The sequence below is a fragment of the Herbiconiux sp. VKM Ac-2851 genome, assembly GCF_013205105.1.
GTDB lineage: Bacteria > Actinomycetota > Actinomycetes > Actinomycetales > Microbacteriaceae > Herbiconiux > Herbiconiux flava.
This window is the reverse complement of record NZ_JABMLJ010000003.1, coordinates 469,116-485,018: the sequence shown is the minus strand read 5'-3', so window position 1 is coordinate 485,018 and position 15,903 is coordinate 469,116. Positions and strand designations below refer to the sequence as shown.

14 protein-coding genes are annotated in these 15,903 nt (G+C 69.5%); 5 read left to right on the top strand and 9 right to left on the bottom strand.

Translation table 11 applies throughout. The features are described 5' to 3' along the window. Positions 1-30 precede the first annotated feature (30 nt). Positions 31-1,080: a glycerophosphodiester phosphodiesterase family protein gene (locus tag HQQ85_RS15420; RefSeq protein WP_371741929.1), complete on the bottom strand. Its 1,050-nt coding sequence runs from the start codon at positions 1,078-1,080 to the stop codon at positions 31-33. Positions 1,081-1,241: 161 nt separating this feature from the next. Here HQQ85_RS15420 and HQQ85_RS15415 point away from each other — a divergent pair, with 161 nt between their 5' ends. Then, the gene (locus tag HQQ85_RS15415; RefSeq protein WP_173183389.1) at positions 1,242-2,051 is read left to right on the top strand and encodes a Bax inhibitor-1/YccA family protein; all 810 of its coding nucleotides are present in this window, start codon (positions 1,242-1,244) and stop codon (positions 2,049-2,051) included. Positions 2,052-2,212: 161 nt separating this feature from the next. Continuing rightward, positions 2,213-3,220: a DUF418 domain-containing protein gene (locus HQQ85_RS15410; RefSeq protein ID WP_173183388.1), complete on the top strand. Its 1,008-nt coding sequence runs from the start codon at positions 2,213-2,215 to the stop codon at positions 3,218-3,220. A 70-nt stretch (positions 3,221-3,290) separates the two neighbouring features. On the opposite strand, the gene guaA is transcribed toward HQQ85_RS15410, so the two are convergent. The 7 genes from guaA to HQQ85_RS15375 all read right to left on the bottom strand — a co-directional run bounded on the left by guaA (position 3,291) and on the right by HQQ85_RS15375 (position 11,403). Beyond that, positions 3,291-4,844, bottom strand: coding sequence for a glutamine-hydrolyzing GMP synthase (gene guaA / locus HQQ85_RS15405; protein ID WP_371741928.1), 1,554 nt, complete (start codon positions 4,842-4,844; stop codon positions 3,291-3,293). A 40-nt stretch (positions 4,845-4,884) separates the two neighbouring features. Further along, the gene (locus HQQ85_RS15400) at positions 4,885-5,334 is read right to left on the bottom strand and encodes a DUF3817 domain-containing protein (protein ID WP_173183387.1); all 450 of its coding nucleotides are present in this window, start codon (positions 5,332-5,334) and stop codon (positions 4,885-4,887) included. 9 nt (positions 5,335-5,343) lie between these two features. Beyond that, positions 5,344-6,195, bottom strand: a complete 852-nt coding sequence (locus tag HQQ85_RS15395; protein WP_254069471.1) for an SURF1 family cytochrome oxidase biogenesis protein — start codon at positions 6,193-6,195, stop codon at positions 5,344-5,346. Continuing rightward, positions 6,192-7,832: a cation:proton antiporter gene (locus tag HQQ85_RS15390; RefSeq protein WP_371741927.1), complete on the bottom strand. Its 1,641-nt coding sequence runs from the start codon at positions 7,830-7,832 to the stop codon at positions 6,192-6,194. The genes HQQ85_RS15395 and HQQ85_RS15390 overlap by 4 nt, the downstream gene beginning before the upstream one ends. 8 nt (positions 7,833-7,840) lie before the next feature. Beyond that, positions 7,841-8,371 (bottom strand): cation:proton antiporter regulatory subunit, encoded by a 531-nt coding sequence (locus HQQ85_RS15385; RefSeq protein ID WP_173183386.1) that lies wholly within the window; start codon positions 8,369-8,371, stop codon positions 7,841-7,843. Between the two features lie 133 nt (positions 8,372-8,504). Continuing rightward, the gene (locus HQQ85_RS15380) at positions 8,505-10,235 is read right to left on the bottom strand and encodes a glycerol-3-phosphate dehydrogenase/oxidase (protein WP_173183385.1); all 1,731 of its coding nucleotides are present in this window, start codon (positions 10,233-10,235) and stop codon (positions 8,505-8,507) included. A 49-nt stretch (positions 10,236-10,284) separates the two neighbouring features. Continuing rightward, on the bottom strand, positions 10,285-11,403 hold the full coding sequence (locus tag HQQ85_RS15375; protein WP_173183384.1) for a GuaB3 family IMP dehydrogenase-related protein: 1,119 nt from the start codon (positions 11,401-11,403) through the stop codon (positions 10,285-10,287). 44 nt (positions 11,404-11,447) lie between these two features. Here HQQ85_RS15375 and HQQ85_RS15370 point away from each other — a divergent pair, with 44 nt between their 5' ends. After that, entirely contained in the window at positions 11,448-11,783 is a 336-nt protein-coding gene (locus tag HQQ85_RS15370) for a hypothetical protein (RefSeq protein WP_173183383.1), read from the top strand. Positions 11,784-11,849: 66 nt separating this feature from the next. Here the strand turns inward: HQQ85_RS15370 and guaB are convergent, their stop codons facing one another. Continuing rightward, the gene (gene guaB / locus HQQ85_RS15365) at positions 11,850-13,352 is read right to left on the bottom strand and encodes an IMP dehydrogenase (RefSeq protein ID WP_173183382.1); all 1,503 of its coding nucleotides are present in this window, start codon (positions 13,350-13,352) and stop codon (positions 11,850-11,852) included. A gap of 258 nt (positions 13,353-13,610) precedes the next feature. On the opposite strand from guaB, the gene HQQ85_RS15360 reads away from it, so the two are divergent. Together HQQ85_RS15360 and HQQ85_RS15355 are read left to right on the top strand one after the other, a co-directional pair. Continuing rightward, the gene (locus HQQ85_RS15360; protein WP_271206442.1) at positions 13,611-14,894 is read left to right on the top strand and encodes a branched-chain amino acid ABC transporter permease; all 1,284 of its coding nucleotides are present in this window, start codon (positions 13,611-13,613) and stop codon (positions 14,892-14,894) included. A 14-nt stretch (positions 14,895-14,908) separates the two neighbouring features. Then, on the top strand, positions 14,909-15,886 hold the full coding sequence (locus HQQ85_RS15355; protein WP_173183381.1) for a branched-chain amino acid ABC transporter permease: 978 nt from the start codon (positions 14,909-14,911) through the stop codon (positions 15,884-15,886). Positions 15,887-15,903: the final 17 nt, after the last annotated feature.

Sequence of the window (15,903 nt, the reverse complement as noted above, 5' to 3'; positions counted from 1 at the left end):
TCCTACAAGTCTAGGTCGCACCACCGACGCTCATCCCCGGAGCGCCACCAGCTCCCGAGCCCGCACCGCCAGATCCGGCTGATCCGCGAACACCCCGTCGACCCCCGACGACAGGATCGCCGCGAACTCGTCCTCCCACGCCCCGAACGCCGCCTTGTCCCGCCCCAGCCGGAAGTTCCGCGGCAGGAACCGGTTCTCCGCCCTCAGGGTCCACGTGAACACCGACAGCCCCGCGGCGTGCGCCCTCGCCACCACGTCGCTCACCCCGTGCGCCGATCCCTTCAGATCCCGCGGCATGATCGTCGCCTTGTCGAGGCTGATCCCGTCGACCTCGGTCGCCAGCCCGGCCAGCCCCGCAGGCGTGAGGAACGACGCGTAGTCCGGTGCCCCGGCCCCCTGCGCCGCCACCAGATCGGCGGGCGACCCCGAGTCCTCGAGCAGGAAGATCCACTCCGCCGCCACCCCGCGCGCACGCAGCCCGGCGAGCGCCGTCTTCTCGAACGACTCCACCACGAGCTGCGACGGCCGCGCATCCCACCCCGCCGACGCGAGCTCCCCCGCCACGATCTCGGCGTAGGGCATCCCGATCGAGTCGTAGAACGCCACGTGCTTCAGCTCGACCACAGCCCGCCGCAGCCCCGAAGAAGAAGACGAAGACGAAGAAGAAGACGCCTCGTCCACGATCCGCAGCACGTCCGCCAGCCGCAGGATCCCGAATCGCCCGTCGAAGCTCCGGCTCGCCGGCCGCACCTCGGGCAGCCGCTCCCGCGCTCGCAGCGTCTGCAGCTCCGCCCAGGTGAAGTCCTCGGTGAACCACCCGGTCAGCTCGTGCCCGTCGATGTGCTTGGTGGTGCGGCGGTCGGCGAATTCCGGATGCGCGGCGACATCGGTCGTGCCCGAGATCTCGTTCTCGTGCCGCACGACCGCGACCCCGTCGCGCGTCAGCACGACGTCGGGCTCCACCGCGTCGGCGCCGAGCGCGAACGCCAGCTCGTACGCGGACGCCGTGTGCTCCGGCCGGTACCCGCTGGCGCCTCGGTGCCCGATGACGAGGGGACGCGCATCCGCTTCTCTGATCACGCCCCACACGCTACGCCCCGCCACCGGCAGCCCGCCCCTGCGCCCTCGGCGAACATCCCCGTTCAGGGCACACATCGGGCCCATGTCCAGGCATTTCCTGTAAACGGTGCACTACGTTTGTAGCAACCACGATCACCCTCACAGCACAGATTGAGAACGACATGGCAGCGTCCTCCAGCAACCCCGCCTTCGCCCGGAATCCGGTGTTCAACGGCAAGGCGGTGGCACAGACCCCCACGATGACCGCAGACGGTCTCCAGCAGCTCTACGAGCGCCCGGCCGCCGGCCCCGCCGAGACCGACCGCATGAGCTACGACGACGTCATCATGAAGACCGCGGGCCTGTTCGCGATCTTCCTGGTCACCGGCGTCGTCGGCTTCCTCGCCAACTGGCCCGTCCCCACCGTCCTCGGCCTCGGCCTGATGATCGTCGGCGTGCTCGTCGGCTTCGTTCTCGGCCTCGTCAACGCCTTCAAGCGCGAGCCGTCCGTTCCGCTGATCCTCGCCTACGCGGCCTTCGAGGGCCTCGCGATCGGCGCCATCTCGAGCTTCTTCGAGTACCAGTGGTCGGGCATCGTCATCCAGGCCGTGCTCGCCACGGTCGCCGTCTTCGGCGTCACCCTCGCCCTGTTTGCGAGCGGCAAGATCCGTGCCTCCAAGCGCGCCACCAAGGTGTTCCTGATCGCGATGGTCGGCTACGGCGTCTTCTCGCTGCTGAACCTCGTGCTCATGCTCACCGGCGTGGTCACCGACCCGTTCGGCCTGCGCAGCGGCTGGATCGGCCTCGTCATCGGCGTCGTCGTCGTCATCATGGCGGCCTACTCGCTGGTGCTCGACTTCGACATGATCCAGCGCGGCGTCAAGTCGGGAGCCCCCCGCAAGTACGGGTGGACCGGCGCGTTCGGCCTGATGACCACCATCGTCTGGCTGTACCTGGAGCTCCTCCGCATGATCGCCATCTTCCGCAACTAGCCGTCTCCCGCGACGAACCGGAGCCGGTCATCAGCGAAACGAACGGGGTCGTCCGAGAGGGCGGCCCCGTTCGCCGTTCCCGGGGAGCCGTCCGGGGGATCCGCACCGCCGCGGGCCGTCTAACCGGCCTCGACGCCGCCCGCGGCCTCGCCCTCCTGGGCATGCTCGCCGCCCACACCGTGCCCGAGGGCGACGGCGACTTCGTCTGGGACGGCCGCTCCTCCATCCTCTTCGCCACCATCGCGGGCGTCTCCCTGGGCCTCATGTCCGGCGGTTCCCGGCGACCGGCTCCGGATGCGCGTGGCCGCGTCGCCCGCGTCGTGCTGCTGCGCGGCCTGCTGCTGATCGTGCTCGGCGTGCTGCTGACCTTCCTGCAGACGCCGATCGCGATCATCCTCGACACCTACGGCTTCTTGTTCATCGTGGCGCTGCCGCTGCTCTACGCCCCGCGCTGGCTGGTGGCGGTCGTCGCCGCAGCCGCAGCGCTGGGCGGCCCGTGGCTGGTCGAGACGATCGGCGCGGCCATCGAGGGCACGACCGGAGCGACCGCGACCGCGTTCGAGAGCCCGTGGGCCTACTTCCCGGTGCGCTGGTTGATCGACGCGTACCCGGCGCCCGTCTGGCTCGCCTACCTGGCCGTCGGCATCCTGATCGCCCGCTCCGATCTGCGGAGCCGGCGCACCCAGTACGTGCTCGTCGCCGCGGGCGGGCTGGCTGCGGTGCTCGGCTACACCGTGCCCGATGCGCTCGGCGCGCCGGTGCTCGCGCACGACGACACCACCGCCGAGGTGATCGCCTCGGGCGGGCTCGCGGTCGCGGTGATCGGGCTGCTCGTCTGGCTGACCGACTCGGCGGCTGAACGAGTGCGGCGCATCTCGCGGGGCGTGCTGTGGCCGCTCCGGGCCGTCGGCTCGATGCCGCTCACGATCTACACGGCGCAGATCATCGGAATCGCCGTCGCCGTGGAGCTCGTGCCGCACGAGGAGTGGCTCGGCTGGCAGTCGGTGCCGCTGTTCTTCGTGTTCGCCATCCCGTCGCTGGTGCTCGCGTGCCTCTGGAAGCTCGCCTTCACGCAGGGGCCGCTGGAGTGGGTGTTCAGCCGCCTGACCACGCACCGCCCGTGGCCCCGGCGACGGAAGAGCCCCTCCGGCGACCCGGCCGGGGCCTGAGGCCTGGCGGATCGTCCGGAGGGGCTCTCGTCCGAGCGGGATCACTCCGGCTCGCAGGCTCCCGGTGGGATCACTCCCACTCGATGGTTCCCGGCGGCTTCGACGTGACGTCGAGCACGACGCGGTTGACGCCGCTGACCTCGTTGGTGATGCGGTTCGAGATGCGGGCCAGCACGTCGTAGGGCAGCCGCGTCCAGTCGGCGGTCATCGCGTCTTCGCTCGAGACGGGCCGCAGCACGATCGGGTGCCCGTAGGTGCGCCCGTCGCCCTGCACGCCGACCGACCGCACGTCGGCCAGCAGCACGACCGGGCACTGCCAGATCTCGGCGTCGAGGCCCGCGGCGGTGAGCTCGGCGCGCACGATCGCGTCGGCCTGGCGGAGCAGCTCGAGGCGCTCGGCCGTGACCTCGCCGACGATGCGGATGCCGAGGCCGGGGCCGGGGAACGGCTGGCGCGAGACGATCTCGTCGGGCAGACCGAGCTGGCGGCCGATGGCGCGCACCTCGTCCTTGAACAATGCCCGCAGCGGCTCGACGAGCTCGAACTGCAGGTCCTCCGGCAGGCCGCCGACGTTGTGGTGGCTCTTGATGTTCGCGGTGCCGCTGCCGCCGCCCGACTCGACCACGTCGGGGTAGAGCGTGCCCTGCACGAGGAAGCGGATCGGGTCGCCGTCGGCCGCGGCCTCGGCGATCAGGTCGGCCTGCGCCTGCTCGAAGGTGCGGATGAACTCGCGCCCGATGATCTTGCGCTTCTGCTCGGGGTCGCTGACGCCGGCGAGGGCCGAGATGAACTGCTCGCGCGCGTCGATCGTGACGAGGCGCACGCCGGTGGACTTGACGTAGTCCTCCTCGACCTGCCGCCGCTCGTCCTGTCGCAGCAGACCGTGGTCGACGAAGACGCAGACCAGCTGGTCTCCGACGGCCTTGTGCACGAGAGCCGCGGCCACCGCGGAGTCGACGCCGCCCGAGAGGCCGCAGATGACCCGGCCCGAGCCGACCTGCGCCTGGATGGCGGCGACCTGGTCGGCGATGACGTTGCCCGGGTTCCAGTCGGCGGGGATACCGGCGGCCCGGTGCAGGAAGTTGACGATGACGTCCTGCCCGTACTGGGTGTGCTTGACCTCGGGGTGCCACTGCACGCCGTAGAGACCCCGCTCCTTGTTGGCGAAGGCGGCGACCGGGGTGGACGAGGTGCGCGCGAGCACCTCGAAGCCCTCGGGGGCCTTGACGACCGAGTCGCCGTGGCTCATCCACACCGTCTGAGCGTCGGGCTGCTCGGCGAGGAGCTCGCCGCCGCCCAGGTCGTCGACGGCCATGTCGGTCGAGCCGTACTCGCGGGCGCCGGTCTTCGCGACCTCGCCACCGAGCGCCTTGGCCATCACCTGGAAGCCGTAGCAGATGCCCATGGTCGGCACGCCGAGGTCGAAGATCGCGGAGTCGAACGCCGGAGCGCCGTCCTCGTAGACGCTCGACGGCCCGCCGCTCAGCACGATGCCGGACGGGTTCTTCGCGGCGACCTCCGCGGCGGTGATGGTGTGCGGCACGATCTCGGAGTAGACGCTCGCCTCGCGCACGCGGCGTGCGATGAGCTGGGCGTACTGCGCGCCGAAATCGACGACGAGCACCGGGCGGGTCAGCTCGTCGTGATCGGGAATCTCTGCTCCGCTAATGGGATGCCTCCACGGTGTCGTTTTTCGCCAGCTCCGCTTCACGGGTGGCGAGGTAGGTCTTCACCTCGCGGGCGATGCGCCCTTCGAGGAAGAAGGAGAGGAAGGGGATGACCCCGCCGAGCGCGATCAGGACGAACCGCAGGAACGGCCAGCGCATGAGGCTCCACAGGCGGAAGTCGGAGAAGAGGTAGACGACGTAGAACCAGCCGTGCACGATCAGGATGCCCGTGCTCAGGTTCACGGCGGTGACCGTGCCGTCGGGCACCAGGGCGAGCAGCCCGTTGCGCCCGCCGAGCTCGACCTCGAGCCCCAGCGGGGTGTACTTCAGCAGCATCTCGACGCAGAGCAGGAGCAGCAGCACACCGGTGATGATGGAGGCGACCTGGTAGAACTTCAGCGCACCGCGGATGCGGGGGAAGTCCTTCGGTTTGGGTGCGAGTGGCATGGATCCAGCCTACCCGCGCCCGTCCGGGGCGAGCGACTCGTCGAGCTCCTCCAGCTCACGCTCCAGGGCGTCGCGCACGAGCCGGTACCAGAGGTAGATGGCGAAGCCGGCGAACACCACCCATTCGGCCGCGTAGAAGATGTTCAGCCAGTTCAGCTGCACCGAGCGGTCGGGCTCCGGGGAGTCGATCAGCGCGAGCGGCTGCGGCGCCGCGTCGAGCACGAGGTAGCCGCCGTAGACCTCGGCCGACTCGTCGAACTGCGACCACCGGTTGATCAGCTCCGAGACCGACATCGTGGTGGAGAGCGGGCCGCCGTCGAGCGAGGTGCCGGCCGACGGCTGCGGGGCGACCGGACCTTCGGTCGGCAGGTAGCGGCCGACGATCTGCTCGGGCGTGGTCGAGCCCGACGCGGCCAGCGTCGTGGCGGTCGCCCGCGCCTCGTCCTCCGACGCGGTCCAGCCGAGGGCCACGGCCAGGTAGGTGTCGGGCTCGTTGGCGACCTGCACCTGGCCGATCACCCAGTATCCCGGCGCTCCGTCGTTCAGCCGGTCGGCGATGTAGTCGAAGCCCGAGGGCACGAACACACCGCTGACCTCGGCGCGCTGGGCGGCCTGCTTCTCGATCACCGCCTGCTGCGGGGTGGCCACCTGCTCCAGGGGCAGCACGGTCTCGGTCGCGTCGTTCACCGAGGTGCCGGTCGACACCGCGCGGTCGAGCTGCCACTGCCCGAGCGCGGCGAAACCGGCGGCGACCGCGAGGGCGAGCAGCAGTGTCGCGATCCAGCGCGGGCGCCGCATGACGCCGCCGAGGGTGGGGCGGGCGGGGGTTCCGGTGCTGGCCGGGGTGCCGGTGGTGCTCAATACTCGCTGTCTCTCGCTCGGGGGCTCTCGTCGTCGGACTGCAGCATCGCCTGCTCGATCAGCCGGTCGATGCCCGGGTCACCCGACGAGCCGTCGTCCTCGCCGCGGCCGGGCCGGAGCGTCGTGTCGTAGTCGTCGTAGTCGCTGTCGAGGGCGTTCGCGGCCGCCCGGTCGTCGTCGAACTGCTCGTCGCCCGCCGACTCGACGGCGGTTCCGGATGCGCGGCCGCCCGCCCCCGCCACCGTGACGCCGCCCGTGCCGACCCCGACGCTGCCGCCCACCGCACCGCCGGCCGAGCCGCCGGCACCCCCGGCCGTCGCCGCCTCCATCAGGGCGATCGCCTCGTCGCGATCGAGGTCGCCCGTCGGGCCCGTCGCGCTCCTCGCGCCCGCGCCCGCGCCCGATGCGCCACCCGCCGGCGCTGCCCCGAGCGCAGCCGCAGCCGCAGCCGCCGCCCGGGCCTTCTTGCGCTTCGTGCCCAGAACCACCGACCCGATCCGCTCGGAGTTGACCGCGAGGATCGGCCCCATGATCGCCATGATCAGCACGTACAGACCGGCGAACGGCTGGATGCGCGGGTCGAGCCCCGCCCCGAGGGCGAGCGTCGCGAGGATCAGCGCGAACTCCCCCCGGTTCTGCAGGATCGCGGTCGTGTTGATGCCCGCCTGCGGCCCGAGCCCGTTCAGCCACGCCACGAACTGCCCGGCGACGATGTTCAGCGCCACGGTCATGCCGACCGCTGCGAGCACCGGCACGATCACGTCGGGGAACTTCGAGGGATCGAGCCCCAGCCCGAAGTTGAGGAAGAAGAACGCGCCGAACACGTCGCGCAACGGGATGGCGATGTGCTCGATGCGGTTGCGGTACCGGGTCGCCCCCAGCACGAGCCCGATCAGGAACGCCCCGATCGCATCCGTCACCCCGAGGATCTCGCCCAGCCCGCCGAACATGATCGCGAGGCCGAAGAACAGGATCGTGAACAGCTCGTCGTCTTTGGTGCGGAAGATGCGCGAGACGAAGCGCCCGCCCCAGCGCGCCGCGGTGAACATCACGACGAGGAAGAGGAAGGAGATGGCGAGCTTGCCGACGACCGGCCAGATCTCGGTCTCGCCCGAGAGCACGACCGAGACGATCGCGAGGTAGATCGCGATGAAGACGTCCTCGACGACCGTGACGCCCAGGATCATCGGCGTCTCGCGGTTCGCCAGCCGGTTCAGCTCGATCAGCAGCTTCGTGACGATGGCGCTCGAGGAGGTCGCCGTGATGCCGGCGATGATCAGCGCCTCACGGGTGCCCCAGCCCACGAGGAACCCGAACGCGAATCCGACCACCATGTTGATGGCGATGTAGGAGCCGCCCGAGATGATCAGCTTGCCCGCGTTGCCCACGAACTCGTCGAGGTCGAACTCGAGCCCGAGGTTGAACAGCAGCAGGATCAGGCCGAAGACCGCGATCAGCTCGATGTACTCGCCGTGCACGAAGTCGATCGGGAACCAGCCGAAGTACGGGCTCGCCAGAAGACCCACGACCATGTAGATCGGGATGGCGGGCAGGCCGATCTGCTTGCCGAGCCGCCCGAGGACGTAGGCGAGGACGAAGAGGACGCCGAGGACGAGGAGGTCGGGGCCGAGGTGCACGGGGCCGCTCAGCTTCCGGGCGGACCGTCGACGACTCCTGCTTTCGCCTTCAGCTCACCGGTGCGGAAGAAGGCGAACGCCTTGGCGACCTTCTCCGGAGAGCCGGCGACCACGAGGGTGTCGCCGGGGAAGACCTTGAAGTCGGGGGCGGGGGCGGGGTTCGCGGAGTCTCCGCGCACGACGGCGACGACCGTGAGGCCGGCGATGCCGCGATCGGCCGGACTGCCGAGGGGCTGGCCGGCGATGTGGTCTTCGTAGTCGACCGTGAACCAGTCGATGCTGAGACCCGGGATCTGGTCGAGCGCGGTCAGCGACTCGGTGATCTGGGTGCCGCCGAGCAGCTCGGCCAGGGTGTGCGCCTCGTCGTCGGACAGGCGCAGCGACACCTTCGTGGCGTCGCCGTCTTCGTCGTCGCTGAAGCTGATCAGGTCGCTGTGGCCCGAGCGGTGCGCGATGACGCCGACCTTGCCGCCGTCGCTCGTCACGAAGGTGTGCAGCACTCCGACTCCGGGAAGCTTCACGCGCTTCACGTCGACCATGGCCGTCTCCTCCTGGGATCACCGCAGGCGAGTACCCGTCGGTGATCCCAGTTTAGTGGAGGGGCATCCGGAGCCCGTCGCCTGGGGAGGCTGTTCGCACAGGGCGCACCGGTGCAGGAGAGGACGACCCGACTCAGTCGGTCTTCACGATGTCGGGCGCCTCGAGCCGCACCCGCTCGGCCGACTCGTCGTCGGGCTGCAGCTGGCTGGCCCGCTCGGCCTCGACCCGCTCGAGGTACACCGCGATCTCCTTCTCGACCTGCTCGTCGCTCCAGCCGAGCACGCCGGCCATCAGGCGGGCGGCGACCGGAGCGGCCGAGACCCCGCGGTCCCAGGCCTCGATCGAGATGCGGGTGCGCCGGGCCAGCACGTCGTCCAGGTGCAGCGCGCTCTCGTGCGAGGCCGCGTAGACCACCTCGGCCGCGATGTAGTCGTCAGCGCCGGGCAGCGGTTCGGCGAGCGACGGATCCTCGGCGATCAGGCCCAGCAGCTCATCCGTCAGCGTGCCGTAGCGGTTCAGCAGATGCTCGATGCGCACCGGATGCACGCCGAACCGCCGCGCGATCTTGTCGCGCTTGTTCCAGGCCGCCTTGTACCCCTCGGCGCCGAGCAGCGCGATGTCCTGCGTGACCGACGGCGAGATCTTCCCGTCGAGCGCGGAGACGGCGGCGTCGATGGCGTCCTTGGCCATCACGCGGTACGTCGTCCACTTGCCGCCCGCGATCACCACGAGACCGGGCACCGAGTGCGCGACGAGGTGCTCGCGCGACAGCTTCGAGGTCTGGTCGCTCTCGCCGGCGAGCAGCGGGCGGAGGCCGGCGAACACGCCCTCGACGTCCTCCCGGGTGAGCGGCACGGCGAGCACCTTGTTGACGTGCTCGAGCAGGTAGTCGATGTCGGCGGCGGTCGCGGCCGGGTGCGCCTTGTCGAGGTTCCAGTCGGTGTCGGTGGTGCCGATCAGCCAGTGCCGACCCCACGGGATGACGAACAGCACGCTCTTCTCGGTGCGGAGCAGCAGCCCCGACTTGCCCTGGAAGCGGTCGCGCGGCACGACGAGGTGGATGCCCTTCGAGGCCCGCACCTTGAACTGCCCGCGCTCCCCCACCATCGCCTGGGTCTCGTCGGTCCAGACGCCGGTGGCGTTCACGACCTGCTTGGCGCGGATGTCGAACTTCTCGCCCGTCTCGAGGTCGTGCGCGTGCACGCCGACGACCCGCTCGCCGACCTTGATGAAGCCCTCGACCTGCACCCGGCTGGCCACGTGGGCGCCGTAGGAGGCGGCCGTGCGGGCGAGGCTCGAGACGTAGCGGGCGTCGTCGACCTGGGCGTCGTAGTAGGTGATGCCGCCGATCAGCGCGTCCTTCGCGAGACTCGGCATCAGCTCCTGCACCTGCTTGCGCGAGAGGTGCCGGTGATGCGGCACCCCGGGCGGGCGGCCGCCGGAGTAGCTGAAGATGTCGTAGAGCAGCATGCCGGCGCCGATGTAGGCCCGCTCGATCACGCGCTTGTTCAGGGGGTAGAGGAAGCGCACGGGCTTCACGAGGTGCGGCGCGATGCGCTGCAGCAGCAGCCCGCGCTCGATCAGCGCCTCACGCACCAGGCGGAAGTCGAGCTGCTCGAGGTAGCGGATGCCGCCGTGCACGAGCTTCGACGACCGGCTCGAGGTTCCGGATGCCCAGTCCCGCGCCTCGACCATCCCGGTACGAAGCCCGCGGGTCACGGCATCCAGCGCGGCACCCGTCCCGACGATGCCACCGCCGACCACCAGGATGTCGAGCTCTTTGTCCTTGAGCGAGGCGATCGCGTCCCGACGTTCGTCGGGCCCGATCTTGGTGGAGTGCGATACCGACGTCGTCGTGGCCATGGGACTCTCCTTGGTGCCGAGCTAGTCGCTCGTAGCGTCCCTCTTCACGCTAGTCAACCCGGTACGGGGCGACAACCACTTCGACCCGCTGGAATTCCTTCAGGTCGCTGTACCCGGTGGTCGCCATCGAGCGCCGGAGGGCGCCCATCAGGTTCGCGGTGCCGTCGGAGACCGGCGACGGGCCGTACAGGATCTGCTCGAGCGGCGCGACCTGGCCCACGTGCACGCGCTGACCGCGGGGCAGCTGCGCGTGATGCGCCTCGGCTCCCCAGTGCCAGCCGGCTCCGGGGGCGTCGGATGCGCGGGCGAGCGCACTGCCGAGCATGACCGCGTCGGCGCCGACCGAGATGGCCTTGACGATGTCGCCGCTCGTACCGAGGCCGCCGTCGGCGATGACGTGCACGTAGCGGCCGCCCGACTCGTCCATGTAGTCGCGGCGGGCGCCGGCCACGTCGGCGACGGCCGTGGCCATCGGGGCGTGGATGCCGAGCGTCGCACGGGTGGTGGAGGCCGCGCCGCCGCCGAAGCCGACGAGCACGCCGGCCGCACCGGTGCGCATGAGATGGAGCGCCGCGGTGTAGGTGGCGGCGCCGCCCACGATCACGGGTACGTCGAGCTCGTAGATGAACTTCTTCAGGTTCAGCGGCTCGGAGTTCTTCGAGACGTGCTCGGCCGAGACGGTCGTGCCGCGGATGACGAACAGGTCGACGCCGGCGGCGACCACGGTCTCGTACAGCTCCTGGGTGCGCTGCGGCGACAGGGCGCCGGCGACGGTGACTCCGGATGCCCGGATCTCCGCCAGTCGTGCGGTGACGAGCTCGGGCTTGATCGGCTCGGCGTAGATCTCCTGCATGCGCTCGGTGGACCCGCCCTCGGGCAGGTTGCGGATCTCCTCGAGCAGCGGCTCGGGGTTCTCGTACCGCGTCCACACGCCCTCGAGGTCGAGCACGCCGACGCCGCCGAGCTGGCCGATCATGATGGCGGTCTGGGGCGAGACCACCGAGTCCATCGGTGCGGCGAGCACCGGGATGTCGAAGTGGTACGCGTCGATCGACCACGTCGTCGACACGTCCTCGGGATCGCGCGTGCGCCGCGACGGCACCACCGCGATGTCGTCGAACGAGTACACGCGGCGCCCGCGCTTGGCGCGCCCAATCTCAATTTCCATCACACCCCATCCTATCGACACCCCTCCACGCTGTATCATGAGGCATGCTCATCACTGAATCTACGTCTCCAAGCCGCTCCGGCAGCACCGCCCTCGGCCTCGCCATCGCTGCCCCTGTCGCCTCCATCGCGGTCGCCCTGCTCTCTCTGGCGCTCGGCGCCGACGGCGCCCCCGCCGGCGGTTTCGCCGCTCCGGTCCTCCAGCTCGTGCTCCTGGTCGGGGTGCTCGCCATCAGCGCCCACCTCGCGGTGCGCACCCTCCGCGGGCGCATCGTCGGTCGAGCGCGAACCTGTGCCGTCGTGGCGTTGATCGTCGACGCGGTCGTCGCACTGACCTTCGTGGCCCCGCTCGTCTATTCCCTCGCGACCCTCAACCAGTGACTGGTACACCGAAGGGCCCGGATGCGGCGTGCATCCGGGCCCTTCGTGAACGAGGCGACGGGCGGGTCAGCGGCGGTAGTTGGGGGCCTCGACGACCATCTGCACGTCGTGCGGGTGCGACTCCTTGAGGCCGGCCGCCGTGATGCGCACGAACTTGCCCTTCTGCTTCAGCTCGCCGATGGTGCGCGCGCCGACGTAGAACATCGACTGCCGCAGGCCGCCGGCCAGCTGGTAGGCCACGTTCGCGAGCGGGCCGCGGTAGGGCACCTGGCCCTCGATGCCCTCGGCGATCAGCTTGTCGTCGGAGGGCACGTCCGACTGGAAGTAGCGGTCCTTCGAGTACGAGGTCTTCTCGCCCCGCGTCTGCAGCGCGCCGAGCGAGCCCATGCCCCGGTAGTTCTTGAACTGCTTGCCGTTGACGAAGACCAGGTCGCCCGGGCTCTCGTCGCAGCCCGCGAGCAGCGAGCCGAGCATGACGGTGTCGGCGCCGGCCACGAGGGCCTTCGCGATGTCGCCCGAGTACTGCAGGCCGCCGTCGGCGATCACCGGCACCCCGGCCTCGCGCGCCGCGAGGGACGCCTCGTAGACCGCGGTCACCTGGGGCACGCCCACACCCGCGACGACGCGCGTGGTGCAGATCGAGCCCGGCCCGACGCCGACCTTGATCGCGTCGGCACCCGCGTCGACGAGCGCCTGCGCACCCGAGCGGGTGGCCACGTTGCCGCCGATGATGTCGACGTCAGCGAACGCCGAGTCGCTCTTCAGCCGTCGGATGATGTCGAGCACGCCCGCGCTGTCGCCGTTGGCCGTGTCGACCACGATCACGTCGACGCCCGCGTCGAGCAGGTTGGTGGCGCGCTGCCAGGCGTCGCCGAAGAAGCCGATGGCGGCACCGACGCGGAGCCGGCCGGCCGAGTCCTTCGTGGCGTTGGGGTACTTCTCGCTCTTGTCGAAGTCCTTCACCGTGATCAGGCCCGAGAGCCGGCCCGCGTCGTCGACGATGGGCAGCTTCTCGATCTTGTGCTGCGCGAAGATCGCGACGGCGTCATCGGGGTCGACCCCGACGCGCGCGGTGATCAGCGGCATCTTCGTCATCACGTCGCGCACGAACGTGGTCTGCTTCTCGAACGGCGAGACGAAGCGCATGTCACGGTTGGTGACGATGCCGACGAGCACGCCCTGGCCGTCGACCACGGGGAGCCCGCTCACCCGGTACATGCCGCAGAGGGCATCGACCTCGGCGACCGTCGCATCCGGAGTCGTCGTCACCGGGTCGGTGACCATGCCCGACTCGCTGCGCTTCACGCGGTCGACCTGTTCGGCCTGGTCGATGATCGACAGGTTGCGGTGCAGGATGCCCAGCCCGCCCTGACGCGCCATGGCCACCGCCATGCGCGATTCCGTCACGGTGTCCATCGCCGCCGACAGCAGCGGGGTGGCGACCTCGATGCGCTTCGTCAGCCGGGAGGAGGTGTCGGCCTCGCTCGGGATGACGTCGGTATGACCCGGCAGCAGCATCACGTCGTCGTACGTCAATCCGACAAATCCGAACGGATCCGGCTGGTCCATCGTTCTCCCTCGCGCGCAGTGTAGGTCAATCGTAACCGTTAGGCACGCACCGATATTCCGTGTAGAAATAACGGGCACGACGGAATGTCCACCTGAAACACCGTGGACACAAATCGTCTGTATGGTCTAGCAGAGTCGCTACGACCATAGGCGCGGAGAATCCACCACTGCACATGGGGTTCTCCTTCAGGAGGTGCTGTCTTGATCGCAGGAATCCGTACCGGACACGGGGTACGTCTCGTCACGATGCTGTTGGCGGTGGTCTCCCTCTGTCTCGGCATCGTGCTGGGCTCGGGAGCCCTGTCGGCCTCGGCGACCGAGACCCCCGCTCCGACCCCGACCCCCACGAGTGACTTCACGAACACGCTCACCATCAACGGTGTGCTGCGTGACGGCGACACCCTCGTCGAGGGGGCCGAGATCACCGTCGCGGGAGCCGCCGGTTTCGAGGAGACCGCCACCACCGACGACACGGGCCGCTGGGCCGTCGTCGTGCCGGAGAAGGGCGAGTACACGGTCACGCTCGACCCCGACACGCTGCCCGACGGCGTCGAGCTGCGCGACCCCGACAAGGCGACGTCCACCGTCGCCGCCGACGAGTGGCTGACGAACACGCTCACCCGCTCGTTCCCGCTGGGTGCCGACACCCGGCAGACGACGGGCTTCTTCGAGCAGTTCCTGCAGCGTCTCGCCGCCGGCCTGAACTTCGGACTGCTGATCGCCCTCGCAGCCATCGGCATCACGCTGATCTTCGGCACCACCGGCCTGAACAACTTCGCGCACGGCGAGATGGTGACCTTCGGGGCCATCGTCGCCTGGATCTTCGCGGTGCTGCTCGGCCTCAACATCTTCGTCGCGATGGTCATCGCGCTGGTGCTGGGTGGAGTGTTCGGCTACTTGAACGACTGGCTGCTCTGGCGGCCGCTCCGGCGGAAGGGCGTCAAGCTCGTCCAGGCGATGATCGTCTCGATCGGTCTCGCCATCGCCCTCCGCTACCTCTACCTGATGAACATCGGCGGCGACACGAAGACCATGAGCGTCGGGCTGTCGGATGCGGTCGTGCTCGGCCCGGTGCGCATCACCACCGGCTCGCTGCTCAGCATGGTGATCTCGGTCGTGGTGCTGCTGCTCGTCGGCCTCTTCCTCACCCGCACCCGCATCGGCAAGGCGACCCGGGCCGTCTCGGACAACCCGTCACTGGCCGCCGCATCCGGGATCGACGTCGACCGCATCATCCGCATCGTCTGGGTGATCGCCGGTGCCCTCGCGGCCCTGGCCGGCGTGATGCTGGCCCTGTACCGCCAGGTCTCGTGGGACATGGGCTTCCAGGTGCTGCTGCTGATGTTCGCCGCGGTCACCCTCGGCGGGCTCGGCTCCGCCTACGGCGCCCTCGTCGGCTCCATCGTCGTCGGGCTGTTCGTCGAGCTGTCGACGCTGTTCATCCCGCCGGACCTCAAGTACGCCGCCGCCCTGGTGGTGCTCATCGTCGTGCTGCTCGTGCGACCACAGGGCATCCTCGGACGCAAAGAACGAATCGGTTAAGGAAGGAGAGACTCATGGACTGGGGAAACATCTTCGGCAACGCCGTCGGCGAGCTGATCAGCCCGACGACCGCCGCCTACGCGCTGGCGGCCATCGGCCTGGGCATCCACTTCGGCTACACGGGCCTCCTGAACTTCGGTCAGGCGGCATTCCTCCTGATCGGGGCCTACGGCTTCGCGATCCCGACCCTCGCGGGCGCCCCGCTCGTGGTGGCGGTGATCTGCGCCATCCTCTGCTCGGTGATCTTCGCGTTCATCCTGGGCATACCGACACTGCGACTGAGGGCCGACTATCTGGCCATCGTCACGATCGCGGCCGCAGAAGTCGTGAGATACGTGGTCACCACCACGGGCCTGACCGACTTCACCGGTGCGGCGAACGGACTCTCGGGCTTCAAGGGCACCTTCGCAGCGATCAACCCGATCCCGCAGGGCACCTACGGGTTCGGGCCGTTCACCTACTCGGCCTACGACTGGTGGGTGCGCATCGTCGGCTGGGTGATCGTCATCCTGGCCAGCGTGCTCGTCTTCCTGCTCATGCGCAGCCCCTGGGGCCGCGTCGTCAAGGGCATCCGTGAAGACGAGGATGCGGTGCGCAGCCTCGGCAAGAACGTCTACTCCTACAAGATGCAGTCGCTGGTGCTCGGTGGCGTGCTCGGCTCGGTCGCGGGAATCATCTTCATCCTGCCCCGTGCCGTGCAGCCCGCGAACTACACCACGGGCCTGACGTTCTTCATCTGGACGATCATGCTCCTCGGTGGCGCGGCCACCATCTTCGGCCCGATCATCGGCTCGATGATCTTCTGGGTCGTGCTGTCGCTGACGCAGGGCATCCTGTACGGCGCGATCGAGTCGGGGGCCATCGGCTTCCTCTCGACCACCCAGGCGGGCCAGGTGCGATTCATCCTCGTGGGTGTCGCCCTGATGCTGCTCGTCATCTTCAGACCGCAAGGTATCTTCGGAAACAAGAAGGAGCTGTCCTTCAGTGTCTAATCTCCCCGCCTCCACCG